Source organism: Mycobacterium sp. ABE4_509, assembly GCF_056160785.1.
Map to the genome: position 1 here is coordinate 11,992 of NZ_JBSWXU010000067.1, position 15,557 is coordinate 27,548.

Sequence of the window (15,557 nt, forward strand, 5' to 3'; positions counted from 1 at the left end):
TATGTGATGCGCTTGCGATATCAATGTATTTGCCATAACTTGACGCGCTTGCTATTTTTGGCGTCGACGCCGACTGTCGCGGCGTCAAAGTTCGGCTGGAAGTCAGCAGCTGGTCGCGTTGCATCCGGAAGGCTCACATGTCAGTTGTCGAGGTTGGCAATGGCTTGGCCGTCGATACCCGCCACGAAGCGCGGGTACCGGTCCGGCGGCTGCGCTACCCGTTCTGGTGGCGGGTCGGGATCCTGTGCGCACTGTTCCTCGGTGCATTCGGCATGCAGTTCGCGCACATCGTCGCCGACTCCTTCGCCGGGTCCCGGACGGCCTACCTCGCCGTTGCGCCCCTACTGGTCGCGCTGAGCACGAGCGGTTACCGCACGGTGCCGCGCGGAGTCGGCGACAACGAATCGGACTGGATCGTGGCCGCCCTGACGGGCCTGGCCGGACTCACCGCGATCGCGATGGTCACCACGCGCTTCCCCACGCTCGCGGCCCTGTGGCGACTGGATCTGGTGGCAGCGCTGGTATGGGTGATCTGCGCGGGCATGGTCGTGTTCAGTGTGCGGCACGTGCTGCGGATGTGGCCGGTGTGGTTACTGGCCTTCCTCGGTGCGCTGACGGTGCCCTACCTCCTCGCCTCGGCGTGGCTGGGCGGCACCGACGTTGCGGTCGTGGCGGTCGGCGCCGGCTTCGGGGCGTGCGCGGTCCATCTGGCGGGCCGCCCGGCGCGCAGGCGGTTGCGCACCGGCGCGACGGCGCTCTGCCTCGCCGCCGGAATCACGGCCGCGGTGCTACTGACCGGCCCGCTGGGCCTGCTCCCGTCGCTGGTCGTCTCGGCTGCGCTCGTCCCCGTGGCGGCGACCGTGGGGCTGAACTACCTCACCGAGGTCACCGGGCAGAACCGCTGGCCGTCGGTCGGCGCCCGATTCCATACGCTGTCCGCCCGGACGCTGGTGACCCTCGGACTCGTCGCCCTGGCCCTGTCGACCATGCAGTCCGCGGCTCCTCAGCCTTCTCCCCCACCGCAGGTCCGCGCCGACTGGGCAGGACTGAGCGGGCTGGGATCACCCGCCGAGGAGTTCGGGTTCATCACCCGCTTCCTCGGGCCGGATTCCCGGTTCGTCCGTTTCGAGGTCCCGGGAGCCGACTCCGACCCGGGCGCGGCCGTCGACGTGATCTCCGCCAAAACCCTTGCGGCCTTGAACGACTACTCGGATGCGGTCTGGTACCCGTCCGAGACACCGCTGAACTACCGGCCCGCGGACGCGACACCGGACCGTCCGATGCCGCAGGGCGCCAGGGTCATCCACACCAACGCCGACACCGCCACCAGCCCCTCGGCGCAGAACTGGTACGCAATCACCTGGACCTGGCGGACTCCCGCCGAGTACCAGCGGGTGACCGTCATCGTCGACCAGTCCGTCGACCCGGACGAGACCCCCGCCGGCCCGGAGCCGCTGTCACTGACGAACACCGTGATCGACCCGATGCTGTGGATCGCCAGGCAACGCCCCGAAGGGGCCGGTGACGTCGAAGACCTGGTGACCGACCGTGCCGAGGCCATCGTCGCCACCCTGATGGCCGCTGCGAGCTCGACCCGTTGAGTGGCGTTTACGTACCGGGCAGCCTGCTGCCCGCAGAGATTTCGGCGCGTTCCGCACTCGGGCCTCGCTCGCTGATCCGGATCGGTGTGACGCTGGCGATCCTGGCCGCCTGCATCCTGCTGCGTCCCGACTTCGTGCTGCCCCTCATCGCGACCGTCGTGGCCCTGGCCTATCTCGCCTCCACCATCGACCGCAACTGGCTGATCCTGCGCGGACTTCGCACACCGTCGATGGTGCAGATCAGCGACGAGGAGGCCCGCTCGATCCCGGACGACGAACTGCCCGTCTACACGGTGCTGCTCCCGGTCTACGACGAACCCTCGATCGTGCAGAACCTGCTCAACGGGGTCGCCAAGCTGGACTATCCCCGCGACAAGCTGGAGATCCTGCTGTTGGTCGAGGAAGACGACATCGCCACCGAGGCCGCGCTGATGGGGCTGTCGCTGGACGCGGTGCGCGTGGTGACGGTGCCCGACAGCACGCCGAAGACGAAACCCAAGGCGTGCAACTACGGGATGTCGCTGCCCGATCTCAGGGGCGAGTACCTCACCATCTACGACGCCGAGGACATCCCGGACCCGCTGCAGCTGCGCAAGGCGGTCGCCGCCTTCCGGATCCTGCCCGGCAACATCGGCTGCCTGCAGGGTCGGCTGGGGTATTTCAACGAGACCCAGAACCTGCTGACCCGATGGTTCTCGCTGGAGTACGCGATCTGGTTCGGCCTGGTCCTGCCCGCGGTCCAGGCCGCGCAGTGCGTCGTGCCTCTGGGCGGGACCTCCGGCCACATGCCGGTGCGGGTGTGGCGCGAGGTCGGCGGCTGGGACGAGTTCAACGTGACCGAGGATGCCGACCTCGGCGTCCGGCTGGCACGGCACGGCTACCGCACCCAGATCCTCGACTCACTGACCCTGGAAGAAGCCAACTCCGATGTGGTGAACTGGCTGCGCCAGCGCTCCCGCTGGTACAAGGGCTACCTGCAGACGATGATCGTGCATCTGCGCCGCCCGGGCATGCTCCGCGACGAGATCGGCCTCAAGGCCGTACTGCGCCTGGTCAGCATGACCGGAGCGATACCGATCATCAACGCGGTCAACCTGATCTTCTGGCTCGGCATGATCGCCTGGATCACCGGCCGGTCCCCCGTCATCGGTGCGATGTTCCCGCCCGTGCCGTACTACATCTGTCTGACGCTGTTCGTCGTGGGCGCCCCGCTGGCGATCTTCGTGGGCCTGATCGTCACCAGTGCGGTGGACAAGCCGCACCTGTGGTGGGCGGCGCTGCTGACTCCGCTGTATTGGGCTTTGCAGTCCGTGGCTGCGGTCAAGGCGATATACCAACTCGCCTTTCGTCCCTTCTTCTGGGAGAAGACCGTCCACGGGCTCGGTGAGGCGACGGCCGATGCCGCATCGCCGATGACTGACAAGAGCGAGGTACGTTGAGAATCACTCGAATCGTGGTGATGCCGATGGTTGCCGCCGTGCTGGCGATGTCGGTATTGCCGTCGACACCTGTGGCGAACGCCAAGACACCCAACGACCCGGGGGCGACGCACGTCGGCTGGACGCAGCTCGGCCGAGCCGACCAGATCGAGCTGCGCGGCGCCGACGAGCCGGCCAACGTCGCGCTTCCGATCTCACCGGGCCAGGAGCTGAAATCGGTGACGGGCCAGCTGGGTTCGCTGGTGAACATCACCGAGGGGGCGGTGGAGGTCCTCGACTCGCGCGGAGTTGTGCTGGACACCATCCCCATCCCACGCGATGGCAGATCGGCTCCGTTCACCGTGGACACCTCCGCGGCCGAGCCCGTCGACGGCGACGTCGACCTCAGGTTCGCGCTGCGGGGCAAGGTCAGCTCGACGACCACCTGCGACCCGCCCCAGTCGGTGATGCTGAGCGAGCTCACCTCGGTCTACTCGGGCACCGCGTCGACCCCGACCACCGTGGCCGACTTCCTGCCCGGCTACCTCGACGGGATTGAGATCCGGGTGGGTCAGGATCCGACTCCCGACCAGCAGCAGGCGGCGTTGTCCCTGGTGGCGATGCTGACCCACAAGTACCGCCCGATCCCGGTCCGGATCAACGTCACCGGCGCCCAGACCAAGGCGGCAGTCCCCGGTGCCCGCCGGGTCATCGAGATCCGCACTGGCCCGAAACCCGGCGTGACACTCGAGAACGGCGGCACTGCGGACGCGCTGCTGGTCATCTCCGGGGAAGGTCCGGCACTGGCACGACAGGTCGAAGCCTTCGTCGACGGCCGGGTGGCGCTGGCCCAAACGGATTCGGCGACGGTGCTCGCGGCCGACACCGAGCTGCCCGGTACCACCGACACCTTGACGTTCGGGCAACTCGACGTGGCCGGCGAAGTCTCGGTACTGGGCACCACGACGCTGTATGCCGGCTTCGACACCGGCATGTTCGGCGTGGGCTCCATCCAGGGCGCACAGATCCACCTACTCGCCGACCACACCGTCGTCGAGGACGGTGAAGCGTCGGTCCTGATCCGGTCGGGCCCGACCGTGCTGGCCTCCCGCGCACTCGATTCGACCGGGAATCTGGACCTGTTCCTCGACATCCCGCCGGAGGCCATCACCACCAACGTGGGCCTCGCGCTGGAGCTGCGCTACATCCCCAACCAGGAGTGTCCACCGCTCGGCGACCGGATGACGTTCGCGCTCGATCCGGCGTCGACCGTCTCGGTCACCCCCGGCACCCGCAACCGGGGAGGATTCCCCGTTCTGCCGATGTCGTTCTCGCCCGACTTCGACGTCGCCCTCAGCCAGCCCGGATTCGTCCGGTACGCCGCGCAGGCCATCAACCTGATGGCCCAGCAGACGGCCGTTCCGATGCGCCCGCAGGTGGTGCCGCTGAACACCGCTGCCGATTCGTCCACCCCGCTGCTGGCCGTCACCACCGGCGACGACCTGCGCCGGCTGGGCTGGAACGCGCCGTTGCAGCCCGGTGAGAACGAGGCCGTCGCGGTGAACGGTCCACCCACCGCCGAGATCGATCTGAACAGTCAACTCGGTGTCGTACAGACGTTCTCGCACAACGACCGGGTCATCCTGGATGTCGACGTCGCCGGCGACGGCCGGTCGACCGAGCGCAGCTTCGACTACATCCGCGGACTCGAGAACCGGTGGGCGACGCTCACCGGCGACGTGGTCGCGACAGGACCGGCCGGCGAAACAGCCAATCTGACCGTGCGATCCGGTGGATTCCTGGCGCCTGTCCCCGACCCTGGGTCGGGGTGGCGCACCTGGATCTGGGTCAGCATCGGAACTGTCTGCGTAGCGGCACTTTTCGCCGCGCTGTTCGCCGCCTGGCAGTGGCGACGGACCCACCGCCGAGATGGCTGAGATCGCTGAACTGCCGACTGCGTCGGACAGCACCGAGACACTCACCGCGCCGGCCCGTCCACCCCGGTGGCACGCCGTGCTGTTGTTCACGACGTTGTCGGTGCTGTACTTCGCCGTCGGCGCGACACTGATCGTCCGCTACAACCTGCTCGACGGCGACGGCCCGAGCCGGGTCGCCCGCACCGGGTTCGCCCTGATGAGCCGGGACCCGCACCTGTCGGCGATCGGTTTCGTCTGGAATCCACTGCCCAGCCTCGCCCAGCTCCCGCTGCTTCCGCTGAGCCACTGGTGGCCGGAGCTGAAAACCTATGGGCTGGCCGGCTTGCTGCAGAGCGCGCCGTTCATGGCCGGCGCGGCGCTACTCATCCGGCAGATCGCCTTCGACCGCGGGATCCCGGCGCTCTGGCGGCGGGTCGCGGTCCTGTGTTTCGCCGTCAACCCGGTCATCATCGTCTACGGCGGGATGGGTCTGAGCGAAGCAGCGGAGGTGTTCTGCGTCCTCTGGTGCATCCGCTATCTGTTGCGCTGGCTGGACACCCAGCGCGTCGGTGATCTGGCCTGGGCTGGAATCGCCTTGGGGGTGGGCTATCTCGCACGTTACGAGATGATCCCGGCCGCGTGCGGTGCGGCCGCGCTGGTGGCCGCGATCACGTTCGCCCGCAGCCCACGGCGAACCCGGGCCAGTGCGGCGCTGCTCAACGGGGTCATCGTGGTCTTCCCGGTCGCGGTCGCGACGGCGGCCTGGGCGTTCACCGGATGGGTGGTCAACGGCGAGCTGTTGGCGATCGTGTCGTCGCAGTACGGCAATGCCAGTCAGGTCGCCACCGCGTTGACCCGCGAGACCGCCGCCGATGTCGGGGCCGGCGACTGGCTCATCGCCGCCACCAGACTGTTGGCGAACCAGCCCTTCACCGGACTCGCCGCTGCCCTGGCCGTCGCACTGGCGGCACTGCGGCGCCGGGCCGATTCGCTGGTGCCACTGGTGACGTTCGGGGCGATCCTGGCGTTCGCCATGTGGGGTGAGTACAGCGGGACCACCTTCGGCTGGTTCCGCTACTACCTTCCCGCGATTCCGATGGTCGTCGCCATCGCGCTGTGCTGCTGGAGTCCCGTTCCCGTCCGTTCGGTCTCCGCCACGCTCGAGGGGGTGGCCCCCCGGCTGGGCGCCGCGTTGTTGAGTGTCTCCGTCGTGGTCGGCATCCCGGTCACCGTCAAATCCATGCTGGACGCCGACATCGGGAACCACCAGCTGCAGTTCGGCCTCAACTCGCTTATCCATCCGGACCGCTACCCCGCTGACGAACAGTGGTATCGCCGCGTCGGCGTCGGCGACCGTCTGGTGGCCGAATACCTGGACCGCAAGAACCTGCCCGAGGGGTCGGTGCTGATGGACACGTTCATGAACTGGGGTGTGTGGCTGGCCTCGGACGATGTCAAACAGTTCCTGATCGACACCGATTTCGACTACACCGCTGCACTGAACCGCCCGTGGGACTTCGGGGTCTCCTACTTCCTGGTCACCAATCCACGGTTCAACGCCGCCGAGGACTCCATCGCCGAGCGCTATCCGACGCTGTGGGAGGACGGCGCCGGGATCGGCACCCTGGTCTACTCGGCTGCCGGGGTGTACGGGGAGGAGAACTGGCGGCTGTACCGCATCACCGAGCCCGAGGAACTACAGACCACCAGCCGGTGAAGCACCCACCGGCAGTTGCACGCTGACCAGCAGGCCGCGGTGGTCGGCGCCGGGCACCACCACGGTCTGCGCCGAGGTCGCGGCGCAGTGCCGGACCAGGATGTGGTCGATGCCGAGCAACGGTGGCCAGTGCCCGCTGCCGGGGTAGGTGCGGGCCAGCCCCGCACCGGCCTGGGCTGCCGCGTCGGCGTAGCCCTCGGCGGTGAGACGCCGAAACGGAGCCATGTCGGCGGTGGCGTTGAAGTCGCCGGCGACGATCACCGCGCCGGCGCCCGCCGCGCGGCCGACCTCGCGCAGGGTTTCGGGGAACAACGCGATGTCGTGGCGCCACGCTCCGATCGGCTGCGGCCAGGGCGCTGCCAGATGCACCGACAGCACGGTGGGGTCGACGGCAACCCCGGGGATGCGCAGTCGGGCGCCGAGCATCGGCAGCGAGTACCCGTCGATCCGGCCCGAGTTCACGATCGGGTGCCGACTCCACAGCCCGATGCCCGAGGCCATCGGCGCGGGCAGTACGACGCGGAAGGGAAACTCCGCCTCCATGCCGGCCGCGGAGATTCCGTCGGCGGCGCTGCGGGTCATCTCCTGCACGGCGACCACGTCCGCGCTGTCTCGGGCCAGCGCCACCAGCGCCGACGGATCGGCCTGCCCCATACCGAGATTGGCGGTCAGCACACGGACCTGCACGGCCTGCGCCCCCGCCGCCGACGGCTCCAGGAAGCGGGGCAGATACACCCAGACCGATGCGGCGGTCACCGCCACCGCGACCAGCGTGAGCAGACCCCGCCGGCCGAGCACCAGCAGCAGCACGGCCACTGGGGCCGCGCCGACGAGGTAGGGCCCGGCCGCGGCCAGGATCAGACCGGGGTGTTCGGTGACCGGCAGGTAGCGCGCAGCGAAGCCCGCCACGGCGACCGCCAGCGCCAGCAGGCCGAGCAGGGTCGCGAGAAAGCGGATCATCCCGCGTTGTGCAGTGGATCAGGCCAGGCGTCGCAGCCTGGGTTCGAGATCGCGTTTGAACAGTTCCAGGAAACGCATCTGGTCGTGCCCGGGGGCGTGGAAGACCAGGTGGTTGAGCCCCCAGCCGACGTAGTCGGACACCTTTTCGACGGCCTCGTCGGGGTCGGAGGCCACGATCCAGCGTTTGGCGACCTGCTCGATGGGCAGCGCGTCGGCGGCCTTCTCCATCTCCATCGGGTCGTCGATGCTGTGTTTCTGTTCGGCCGACAGCGACAGCGGCGCCCAGAACCGGGTGTTCTCCAGCGCCAGCTCGGGATCGGTGTCGTAGGAGATCTTGATCTCGATCATCCGGTCTATCGCGCCCGCATCGCGCTCGGCTTTGGCGGCGCCCTCCTCGACCGCGGGGATGAGCTTGTCCTTGTAGAGCTCTTCACCCTTACCCGAGGTGCAGATGAACCCGTCACCGGCGCGCCCGGCGTAGCGGGCCACCATCGGTCCGCCGGCGGCGATGTACACCGGCACCCCGCCGTCGGGGACGTCGTAGATCGACGCGCCCTTGAGCTTGTAGTACTCGCCGTCGAAATCGACGCGGTCGCCGAGCCACAGCTCTCGCATCAGCCGCACCGACTCGCGCAGCCGGGCGAAGCGCTCCTTGAACTCGGGCCACTCACCCTCATACCCGGTGGCGATCTCGTTGAGCGCCTCGCCGGTTCCCACCCCGAGGAAGATCCGGCCCGGATACAGGCACGCCATCGTGGCGAACGCCTGGGCGATGACCGCCGGGTTGTAGCGGAACGTCGGGGTCAGCACCGAGGTACCCAGGCTCAGGTTCGTGGTGCGCTCACCGACGGCGGTCATCCAGGCCAGCGAGAACGGTGCGTGCCCGCCCTCATGGCGCCAGGGCTGGAAATGGTCGCTCACCGTCGCGGTGTCCATCCCGTGGGCTTCGGCCGCGACGGCCAGCTCGACGAGTTCGCGGGGCGCGAACTGCTCCGCCGACGCCTTGTAGCCCAGTTTCAGTTCAGCCATGGTTTCTTTCTACACTCGCCGGATGGCACCGGTTCTCACGGCCATCACCGATCGCGTCCAGTTCGTGCAGACCGAGTTGGTCAACTGGACGCTGGTCGCCGGCGACGACAGCGACGGCGGCGGCGTCATCCTCATCGATGCCGGCTATCCCGGCAGCCGCGCCGACGTGCTCGACTCCCTGGGCCGGCTGGGCTTCGGGGTGGCCGACGTTCGCGCGATCCTGCTCACCCACGCCCACATCGACCACTTCGGCACCGCGATCTGGTTCGCCGAAACCCACGGCACGCCGGTGTACTGCCACGCCGACGAAGTGGGGCACTCCAAGCGCGAGTACCTCGAACAGGCGTCGCCGATCGCGGTCGCCGCGCACGCATGGCAGCCGAAGTGGCTGAAATGGTCGGTGTCGATCATGCGCATGGGCGCGCTGACCCATGCCGGAATCGCCTCCACCCGGGCACTGACCGAGGAACTGGCAGCCGGGTTGCCCGGCGCGCCGATCGCGATTCCGACCCCGGGGCATACCGGCGGACACTGCTCCTACCTGGTGGACGGGGTGCTGGTCAGCGGGGACGCGCTGATCACCGGGCATCCGGTGGCCGGCCGACGCGGGCCGCAGCTGCTGCCGTCGGTGTTCAACCACGACGAGGCCGCCTGCCGGCGCAGTCTGGCCGCGCTGGGCATGCTCGACGCCGAGGTTCTGTTGCCCGGGCACGGGCCGGTGTGGCGGGGATCGATGCGCGATGCCGCGGAACGGGCGGCCGCGCGGTGAACCACGCCGGGCGGTGAATCAGTCCGGCACCAGCGTGTCGTAGCCCAGCAGGAACAGCGCGGTCAGACACAACCCGCAAGCGATGACGATGGCCGGCATCAGGATCATCGTGTCGAGTTCGTCGTCGTCGAGGACATCGCCCTCGAAGCGGCCGAACAGGACCCGCGCAATTCCGGTCCGGCGGAACAGGTGCACCAGGCCGCGGACCCAGGCGGTGTCGCGGCGTCGCCCGATGAACACCCGCGACAGGCCACCGAAGACGAACAGCAGTGCGGCAGCGGCCAGCATCAACCATCCCACGGCCGCCTGCGACACGTGCGCCAGCCTATCGGCCGGGAGGGTCACCGAGGGGCAGGCCGACGTCCTTGACGAAGGCGATCGGATACACCTCGTTCTCGGCGGGCAGCGGCTCGGCGAGGCGGTGGTAGCCCATCGATTCGTAGAGCGCCTCGGCCTCGGGTTGCCGGTCGCCGGTGGTCAGGTAGATCCGGGTGTAGCCGCGCGCGGCGATCTCGGCTTCCAGGTGGCCGACCAGCGCCTGGCCGTGGCCGCGGCGCCGGTGGCGGTGGTCGGTCCAGATTCGCTTGAGCTCGGCGGTGGTCTCGTCGAACCGGCGGAACGCACCGCCGGTCACCGGCAGTCCGTCGAGCAACCCGACGAACAGACCACCGTCGGGTGCCTCGAACTCCGCGGCGGGGTAGGACCGCAGCCAGGCGTGCACCCGGTCGCGCTTACCCCCGTAGCGCTCGGCGTACTCGACGGCGAGCTCGTCGATCAGCGGCGCGGCCAGCGGGTCCTCCTGGCCGACCGCGACGAATCGCAGCTCGCCCACAACGGGTTCGGATGTCACCCCACCATTTAACGACCACCCCTTGTCCGAAAACTTGACAGGTGTAAAGTTCGGCCGCATGGACAACATCCGCGGCAAGACGATCGCCATCACCGGGGCGGCCCGAGGCATCGGGTACGCCACCGCCCAAGCCCTGCTCACCCGGGGTGCACGCGTGGTGATCGGCGACCGCGACGTGGCGCTGCAGGAATCCTCGGTGGCCAAGCTGACCAACCTCGGACCGGTGTCGGGATACCCGCTCGACGTCACCGACCGGGAATCGTTCGCGACGTTCCTGGACAAGGCCCGCACCGACGGGGGCGGCCACATCGACGTACTGATCAACAACGCCGGCGTGATGCCGATCGGGCCGTTCCTGGAGCAGTCCGAACAGTCGATCCGCTCGTCGATCGAGGTGAACCTCTACGGGGTGCTCGCCGGCTGTCAGCTGGCACTGCCCGACATGGTGGCCCGTGGACGCGGCCACATCATCAACATCGCGTCACTGTCCGGGCTGATCCCGGTGCCCGGCCAGGTCGCCTATGTCGGTGCCAAGTTCGGGGTGGTGGGGCTCTCGGCGGCGCTGGCCGACGAGATGGCCCCGCACGGGGTGCACGTCTCGGTGGTGATGCCGCCGTTCACCAACACCGAGCTGATCTCGGGCACCCGGGAAACCCCCGGCACCAAGCCGGTGCAACCCGACGACATCGCCGCGGCGGTCGTCAAGACACTCGACAAACCCAAAACCCACGTCGCGGTGCCCCCGTTCCTGCGTTTCACCGCCCAGGCCGCCCAGATGCTGGGCCCACGGGCACGGCGCTGGATGAACCGCAAGCTGGGGCTCGACACCGTGTTCCTGGAGTTCGACGCCGGCACCCGGCAGAGCTACGAGCAGCGCGCCCAGGACGCGCTCGGCGTGCTCGACGGCGGGAAGTAGCGCACTCAGGCCTCGAAGACCGGCGGCTGGTCGCCGACCCGATAGCCCTCGATGACGTCGAGATACTCGAACAGCTCGTCGAGGCCGAACTGATAGTCGTCGGCCGTCCCGACGAACACCACATGGGCGATCTCGCCGCCCTCCTCCTCGATCAGCGCGATCACCGTCGCGGCGACGCCCGCGTCCGGGTCGTCGAGCTCGGTGTAGGACGGCGGCCACAGCCAGGTGACGCCGATCTCGTCGTCCGGGTCGTCGGGATTGAACTGCCAGCCCCGCTCGGTCAGCCTGGCGTCGAAATCCTCCAGGTCCGAGACGATCTCGGCCACCCGGTCCTGCACGTCGTCGGCCAGCCAGTTCCGGTCGCGGGTGGCGCGCCGCTTCTTGCGGCGCGCCTTCTTCTGATCCGACCGGCGAGACACCTAGCCCAGCGCCCGGTCCAGATCCGAGAGCAGGTCCTCGGTGCCCTCCAGGCCGACCGAGATCCGCACCACGCCATCGCCCAGCCCGATCGCCGCGCGCCCCTCCGGGCCCATCGCCCGGTGGGTGGTGGTGGCCGGATGCGTGATCAGCGTCTTGGCATCGCCGAGGTTGTTGGAGATGTCGATGACCTGCAGTTTGTCCAGCACCTCGAAGGCGCGGTCCTTGCCGGCGCCCGCGGGCGCGTCCAGCTCGAACGTCACGACGGTGCCGCCGCCGGTCATCTGCCGCTTGGCCAGGTCGTATTGCGGATGCGACTCCAGGAACGGGTAGCGGGCCCACCGCACGGCGGGGTGGGCTTCGAGGAACTCGGCGATCCGGTGCGCCGACGAGTTCTGGTACCCCACCCGCAGCGACAGCGTCTCCAGCCCCTTGAGCAACGTCCACGCGTTGAACGGGCTCAACGCGGGACCGGTGTGGCGCATCAGCTTCTGCACCGGCTCGTCGATGTACTCCCTGCCGCCCAGGATCGCCCCGCCCAGCACCCGGCCCTGGCCGTCGATGTGCTTGGTCCCGGAATAGACCACCACGTCGACTCCCAGCGGGAAACCCTGCTGCAGAATCGGTGTGGCGAAGACGTTGTCGAGCACCACCTTCGCACCGGCGGCATGGGCCATGTCGCACACCGCGGCGATGTCGACCAGCGACTGCATCGGGTTCGACGGCGTCTCGAAAAACACTGCTCGGGTGGGCCTGGAGGTGTCGGCGAGTGCCTCCTCCCACTGCGCGAGGTCCTCGCCGTCGACGAACACCGTCTCCACGCCCCAGCGCGGCAGGATCTCGTTGCACACCACGAAGCAGGACCCGAACAGGCTGCGCGCGGCGACCAGCCGGTCCCCGGCGCCCAGCAATGCACCCAACGCGGTGAACACCGCCGACATCCCCGACGCCGTCGCGAAGCAGGCGGGAGCACCCTCGATCAGGCGCAACCGCTCCTCGAACATGGAGACGGTCGGATTGCCGTAGCGGGAGTAGACGTAGCGGTCGATCTCGCCGGTGAACGCCTTCTCGGCGTCGGCAGCCGTTTCATAGACATAGCCCGAGGTCAGGTACATCGCCTCGGCGGTCTCCTCGAAACCCGAGCGCAACAGCCCGCCGCGGACCCCGATGGTGGCCTGACTGACCCCGTCGGGAAGCGGCGCGGGAATCCGCACCGACGGGGTGTCCTGGCTCATGACTGCGTCCAGGGCAGACCGTCGGCCTTCCATCCGGTGCCGCCGCGGTGCCTGCTCTCGTCGAGGTTGCCCTCGAAGCCGACCAGGATGTTGTACGACGGGCCGATACCGGCCGCGGTGGCGGCCTCGGCCGCCCCGACCGAGCGGTTGCCGGACCGGCACAGGAACACCACCGGACGGTCACCCGAGTCCAGCCCAGCGGCCTTGAGATCGTCGACGAAGCCCTCGTTGCGGGTCCCGTCGGTGCGGCTCCACTCGATGCAGATCGGTTCACGCTGCAGCGACGACAGGTCGGGAACCCCCACGAAACGCCACTCGGCGGAGGTTCGCACGTCGACCAGGGCGGCATCGCTGTTCTCGCTCAGCAGCTTCCAAGCCTCGTGCGGCGTGATGTCTCCGGCATAGCTCACGGTCGTGAGTCTCCCACAGCTAGCTGGGGCCGGTCGAACAGACCTTCCAGACACCCTCGCGGCGAACGAGGTCCACCCGCGCGGTCTCCTTGGTGTCCTCGTCCTTGTCGAAGAAGTAGGTGACCTCGGCGGTGGCGCGGTCCCCGTCGACCGTCACCCCGGCCACCCGCTCGACGATCCGCTGCCCACGGCTGTCCACCGAATCCCGCTGCCGGTCAAGAATTTCGGATTCCCGACCATAGAGTTCCGAGCAGGTGTGGACGAGGAACTCGGCGTAGTCCTCCTCCTGCAGGGCGGCGTTCTGCGCCGACACCGCGCGGGCGATCTGCTGGTCGTCGCTCAGCTCGTCGGAGGAGAACACGCTGAACAGCCACACCGTGATCACCACCGCGACGATGATGGCCAGCGCCCCCAGGAAGGGGCCGATGCTGGAGCCGGTCGACGACTCGTCGGGCTGGTTCACCGCGGCCTGCGCAGTGCAGACGCAACCCGGCGGGCCCGGTCGCGGGCCACGATCGGGTCGGGTGCGGTGGCCAGCGACAGCGCGGACAGCCGGTCCCCCTCGGCGCCGTCGGTGAACAGGCGCACGTCGCTTTCGGCGACGGCCAGCGCATCGGCGAGCACGGGCCGAAGCCCCGCCGCCGCACCGGCGGCGTCGCCTTCCTCGGCGTCCCGGTAGTCGACCTGCACCGCGCCCGGCGAGACCATGATCGTGTCGACCGGGAACCCGAGGATGGCGCGCGCGTGCAACTCGAACTGGGAGAGCCGCTGGGAGCGCAGCGTCACCAGGCCACTGTCACAGGGCCGCGGGCGGATGTCGTCGAAGTACACCTCGTCGCCGCCGACGAGCAGTTCGACCGCGAACAGGCCGCGCCCGCCCAGCGAGTTGACGATGCGGGCCGCGATCGACTTGGCGGCGTCCAGCGCTGCCGGCGAGAGTTGCTGCGGTTGCCAGGATTCCAGTGCGCCGTCGGCGACCCGATGATGACCGATCGGTTCGCAGAACGACACGGTGGGCCCGGTCAGACCGGTGGTCCGCACCGTCAGCAGGGTGATCGCGACGTCGACCTCCACCACCGTTTCGGCCATCACGCGTTTCATGCTCAGCGGGCCGCCGGCCACCGCCCGCTGCCAGGCCGGCTCGACGTCCTCGGGTCGCAGCAGCACCGACTCGCACTCGCCGGGCGCCGCGGCGACCGGCTTGACCAGCAATGGAAAACCGGCATGGCGGCAGACAGCGGTGAGCTCCTCGGCGGAGCCGGCGAACCAGAACGGTGCGGTGGGCAGGCCCAGTTCGTCGGCGGCGAGCCGGCGCAGCCCCTCCCCGTCGAGCGCCAGCCGGGCACTGCGCGGGGTGGGGAACACCTCCACGTCGCCCCGCTCGGCGAGGCCGATCAGGTCGTCGGTGGCCACCGACGCGGTGTCGGCGACGACGAGAGCGGGTCCGGTCTCATCGATGAGCGCGGCCAGGGCCGCCGAGTCGGAGTACGCATCCACACTCATCACGTCGGCCCCCAGATGGGTGAACGCCGACGCGAGCTCACGGGTCAGCTCTCCGGCACCCAGCAGCATCACCAACATCGCATCGTCCGTCCTGTCCCTCATCGCCACTCCCAGCCTGCCAGACCCTCGGCCGCTCTCAGTCAAGGGCGATCGGCGCGTCCAGGTCGCCGCGGAAGGCGCGCATCGCGGCGACGAGCGCGAGGAACACCCGATGCGCCGCGGCGAGATCCTCGTCGGGCAGGTCGGCCAGCGCCGAACGGGTGTGCTCCGCCAACGGGGTGAAGAAATCCCGGGCGACCTCCCTGCCGTGCTCGGCAACCCGCAGCTTGACCTTCCGGCGGTCCGCCGGGTCGGTGTCACGTACCAGGTGATCCGAGACGATCATGCGTTCCACCAGGTAGGTGATCGCCGCGCCGGAGGTGCCCATCCGGTTGCGCAACTCTCCGGCGGTCAGCGCGTCGCCGCCGGTCTCGGCCACCAGCACGTGCAGCAGCGCCCGGAAATCGTTGGCGGTCAGCGAGTGCCGGCCGGCGAAGTGGTGGCCGATCTGGTCGGACTCGGCGGTCAGCGCACGCACGTCGTCGGCGATCTGCGCCTCCAACGCGGAACGATCGGCATCGGGCACGGCACCACCCTAACCGGAAACTTCAATTGATTAATGATTAACTATCTGAAATATTGGCGGTCATGAGCCGCCGATTCTCCTGGCTGACAGCACTGCTCATCCTCGTCGCCTCGGGAGCGGCGATGGGGCTGCTGGGCGGCGGCGACTCCGGCGAGGCCCCGATCGCGGTGCCGGCCGGCGCCGAATCGGCC

At 68.9% G+C, this 15,557-nt stretch carries 16 protein-coding genes; 6 read left to right on the top strand and 10 right to left on the bottom strand.

Annotated features, from left to right (window positions below):
* Positions 1-164 precede the first annotated feature (164 nt).
* The 4 genes from ACXAID_RS15490 to ACXAID_RS15505 are packed head-to-tail and all read left to right on the top strand — an operon-like array spanning position 165 to position 6,652.
* Positions 165-1,601, top strand: coding sequence for a hypothetical protein (locus ACXAID_RS15490; RefSeq protein WP_475023097.1), 1,437 nt, complete (start codon positions 165-167; stop codon positions 1,599-1,601).
* The gene (locus tag ACXAID_RS15495) at positions 1,598-3,040 is read left to right on the top strand and encodes a glycosyltransferase family 2 protein (RefSeq protein WP_475023098.1); all 1,443 of its coding nucleotides are present in this window, start codon (positions 1,598-1,600) and stop codon (positions 3,038-3,040) included. Before ACXAID_RS15490 ends, ACXAID_RS15495 begins: the two co-directional genes overlap by 4 nt.
* Complete coding sequence (locus ACXAID_RS15500; RefSeq protein ID WP_475023099.1) at positions 3,037-4,956, top strand: hypothetical protein; 1,920 nt, start codon at positions 3,037-3,039, stop codon at positions 4,954-4,956. The genes ACXAID_RS15495 and ACXAID_RS15500 overlap by 4 nt, the downstream gene beginning before the upstream one ends.
* Positions 4,949-6,652 carry a glycosyltransferase family 39 protein gene (locus ACXAID_RS15505; protein ID WP_475023100.1) on the top strand — a complete coding sequence of 568 codons (1,704 nt, stop codon included), beginning with the start codon at positions 4,949-4,951 and terminating at the stop codon, positions 6,650-6,652. The genes ACXAID_RS15500 and ACXAID_RS15505 overlap by 8 nt, the downstream gene beginning before the upstream one ends.
* Here the strand turns inward: ACXAID_RS15505 and ACXAID_RS15510 are convergent.
* Together ACXAID_RS15510 and fgd are read right to left on the bottom strand one after the other, a co-directional pair.
* Positions 6,632-7,612 carry an endonuclease/exonuclease/phosphatase family protein gene (locus ACXAID_RS15510; RefSeq protein ID WP_475023101.1) on the bottom strand — a complete coding sequence of 327 codons (981 nt, stop codon included), beginning with the start codon at positions 7,610-7,612 and terminating at the stop codon, positions 6,632-6,634. The genes ACXAID_RS15505 and ACXAID_RS15510 overlap by 21 nt on opposite strands.
* A gap of 18 nt (positions 7,613-7,630) precedes the next feature.
* On the bottom strand, positions 7,631-8,641 hold the full coding sequence (gene fgd / locus ACXAID_RS15515; protein WP_475023102.1) for a glucose-6-phosphate dehydrogenase (coenzyme-F420): 1,011 nt from the start codon (positions 8,639-8,641) through the stop codon (positions 7,631-7,633).
* Between the two features lie 22 nt (positions 8,642-8,663).
* On the opposite strand from fgd, the gene ACXAID_RS15520 reads away from it, so the two are divergent.
* A complete protein-coding gene (locus tag ACXAID_RS15520; RefSeq protein ID WP_475023103.1) occupies positions 8,664-9,410 on the top strand; it encodes an MBL fold metallo-hydrolase in 747 nt (248 codons plus the stop codon).
* Positions 9,411-9,428: 18 nt separating this feature from the next.
* Here the strand turns inward: ACXAID_RS15520 and ACXAID_RS15525 are convergent, their stop codons facing one another.
* Positions 9,429-9,698 (bottom strand): hypothetical protein, encoded by a 270-nt coding sequence (locus ACXAID_RS15525; protein WP_475023113.1) that lies wholly within the window; start codon positions 9,696-9,698, stop codon positions 9,429-9,431.
* A 37-nt stretch (positions 9,699-9,735) separates the two neighbouring features.
* Positions 9,736-10,260, bottom strand: coding sequence for a GNAT family N-acetyltransferase (locus ACXAID_RS15530; RefSeq protein WP_475023104.1), 525 nt, complete (start codon positions 10,258-10,260; stop codon positions 9,736-9,738).
* Between the two features lie 58 nt (positions 10,261-10,318).
* Here ACXAID_RS15530 and ACXAID_RS15535 point away from each other — a divergent pair, with 58 nt between their 5' ends.
* On the top strand, positions 10,319-11,176 hold the full coding sequence (locus ACXAID_RS15535; protein WP_475023105.1) for an SDR family oxidoreductase: 858 nt from the start codon (positions 10,319-10,321) through the stop codon (positions 11,174-11,176).
* Between the two features lie 5 nt (positions 11,177-11,181).
* On the opposite strand, the gene ACXAID_RS15540 is transcribed toward ACXAID_RS15535, so the two are convergent.
* From ACXAID_RS15540 to ACXAID_RS15565, 6 genes are read right to left on the bottom strand one after another with little or no spacing between them, the layout of a single operon-like run.
* Positions 11,182-11,595, bottom strand: coding sequence for a hypothetical protein (locus tag ACXAID_RS15540; RefSeq protein WP_475023106.1), 414 nt, complete (start codon positions 11,593-11,595; stop codon positions 11,182-11,184).
* Positions 11,596-12,828: an O-succinylhomoserine sulfhydrylase gene (locus tag ACXAID_RS15545; protein WP_475023107.1), complete on the bottom strand. Its 1,233-nt coding sequence runs from the start codon at positions 12,826-12,828 to the stop codon at positions 11,596-11,598. It lies immediately after the preceding gene.
* Complete coding sequence (locus ACXAID_RS15550) at positions 12,825-13,238, bottom strand: rhodanese-like domain-containing protein (protein WP_475023108.1); 414 nt, start codon at positions 13,236-13,238, stop codon at positions 12,825-12,827. The genes ACXAID_RS15545 and ACXAID_RS15550 overlap by 4 nt, the downstream gene beginning before the upstream one ends.
* Positions 13,239-13,257: 19 nt before the next feature.
* Positions 13,258-13,701: an Rv0361 family membrane protein gene (locus tag ACXAID_RS15555; RefSeq protein ID WP_475023109.1), complete on the bottom strand. Its 444-nt coding sequence runs from the start codon at positions 13,699-13,701 to the stop codon at positions 13,258-13,260.
* Positions 13,698-14,843 (bottom strand): formate-dependent phosphoribosylglycinamide formyltransferase, encoded by a 1,146-nt coding sequence (purT, locus tag ACXAID_RS15560; RefSeq protein ID WP_475023110.1) that lies wholly within the window; start codon positions 14,841-14,843, stop codon positions 13,698-13,700. Before purT ends, ACXAID_RS15555 begins: the two co-directional genes overlap by 4 nt.
* 34 nt (positions 14,844-14,877) lie before the next feature.
* A complete protein-coding gene (locus ACXAID_RS15565) occupies positions 14,878-15,366 on the bottom strand; it encodes a MarR family winged helix-turn-helix transcriptional regulator (protein WP_475023111.1) in 489 nt (162 codons plus the stop codon).
* Positions 15,367-15,557 lie beyond the last annotated feature (191 nt).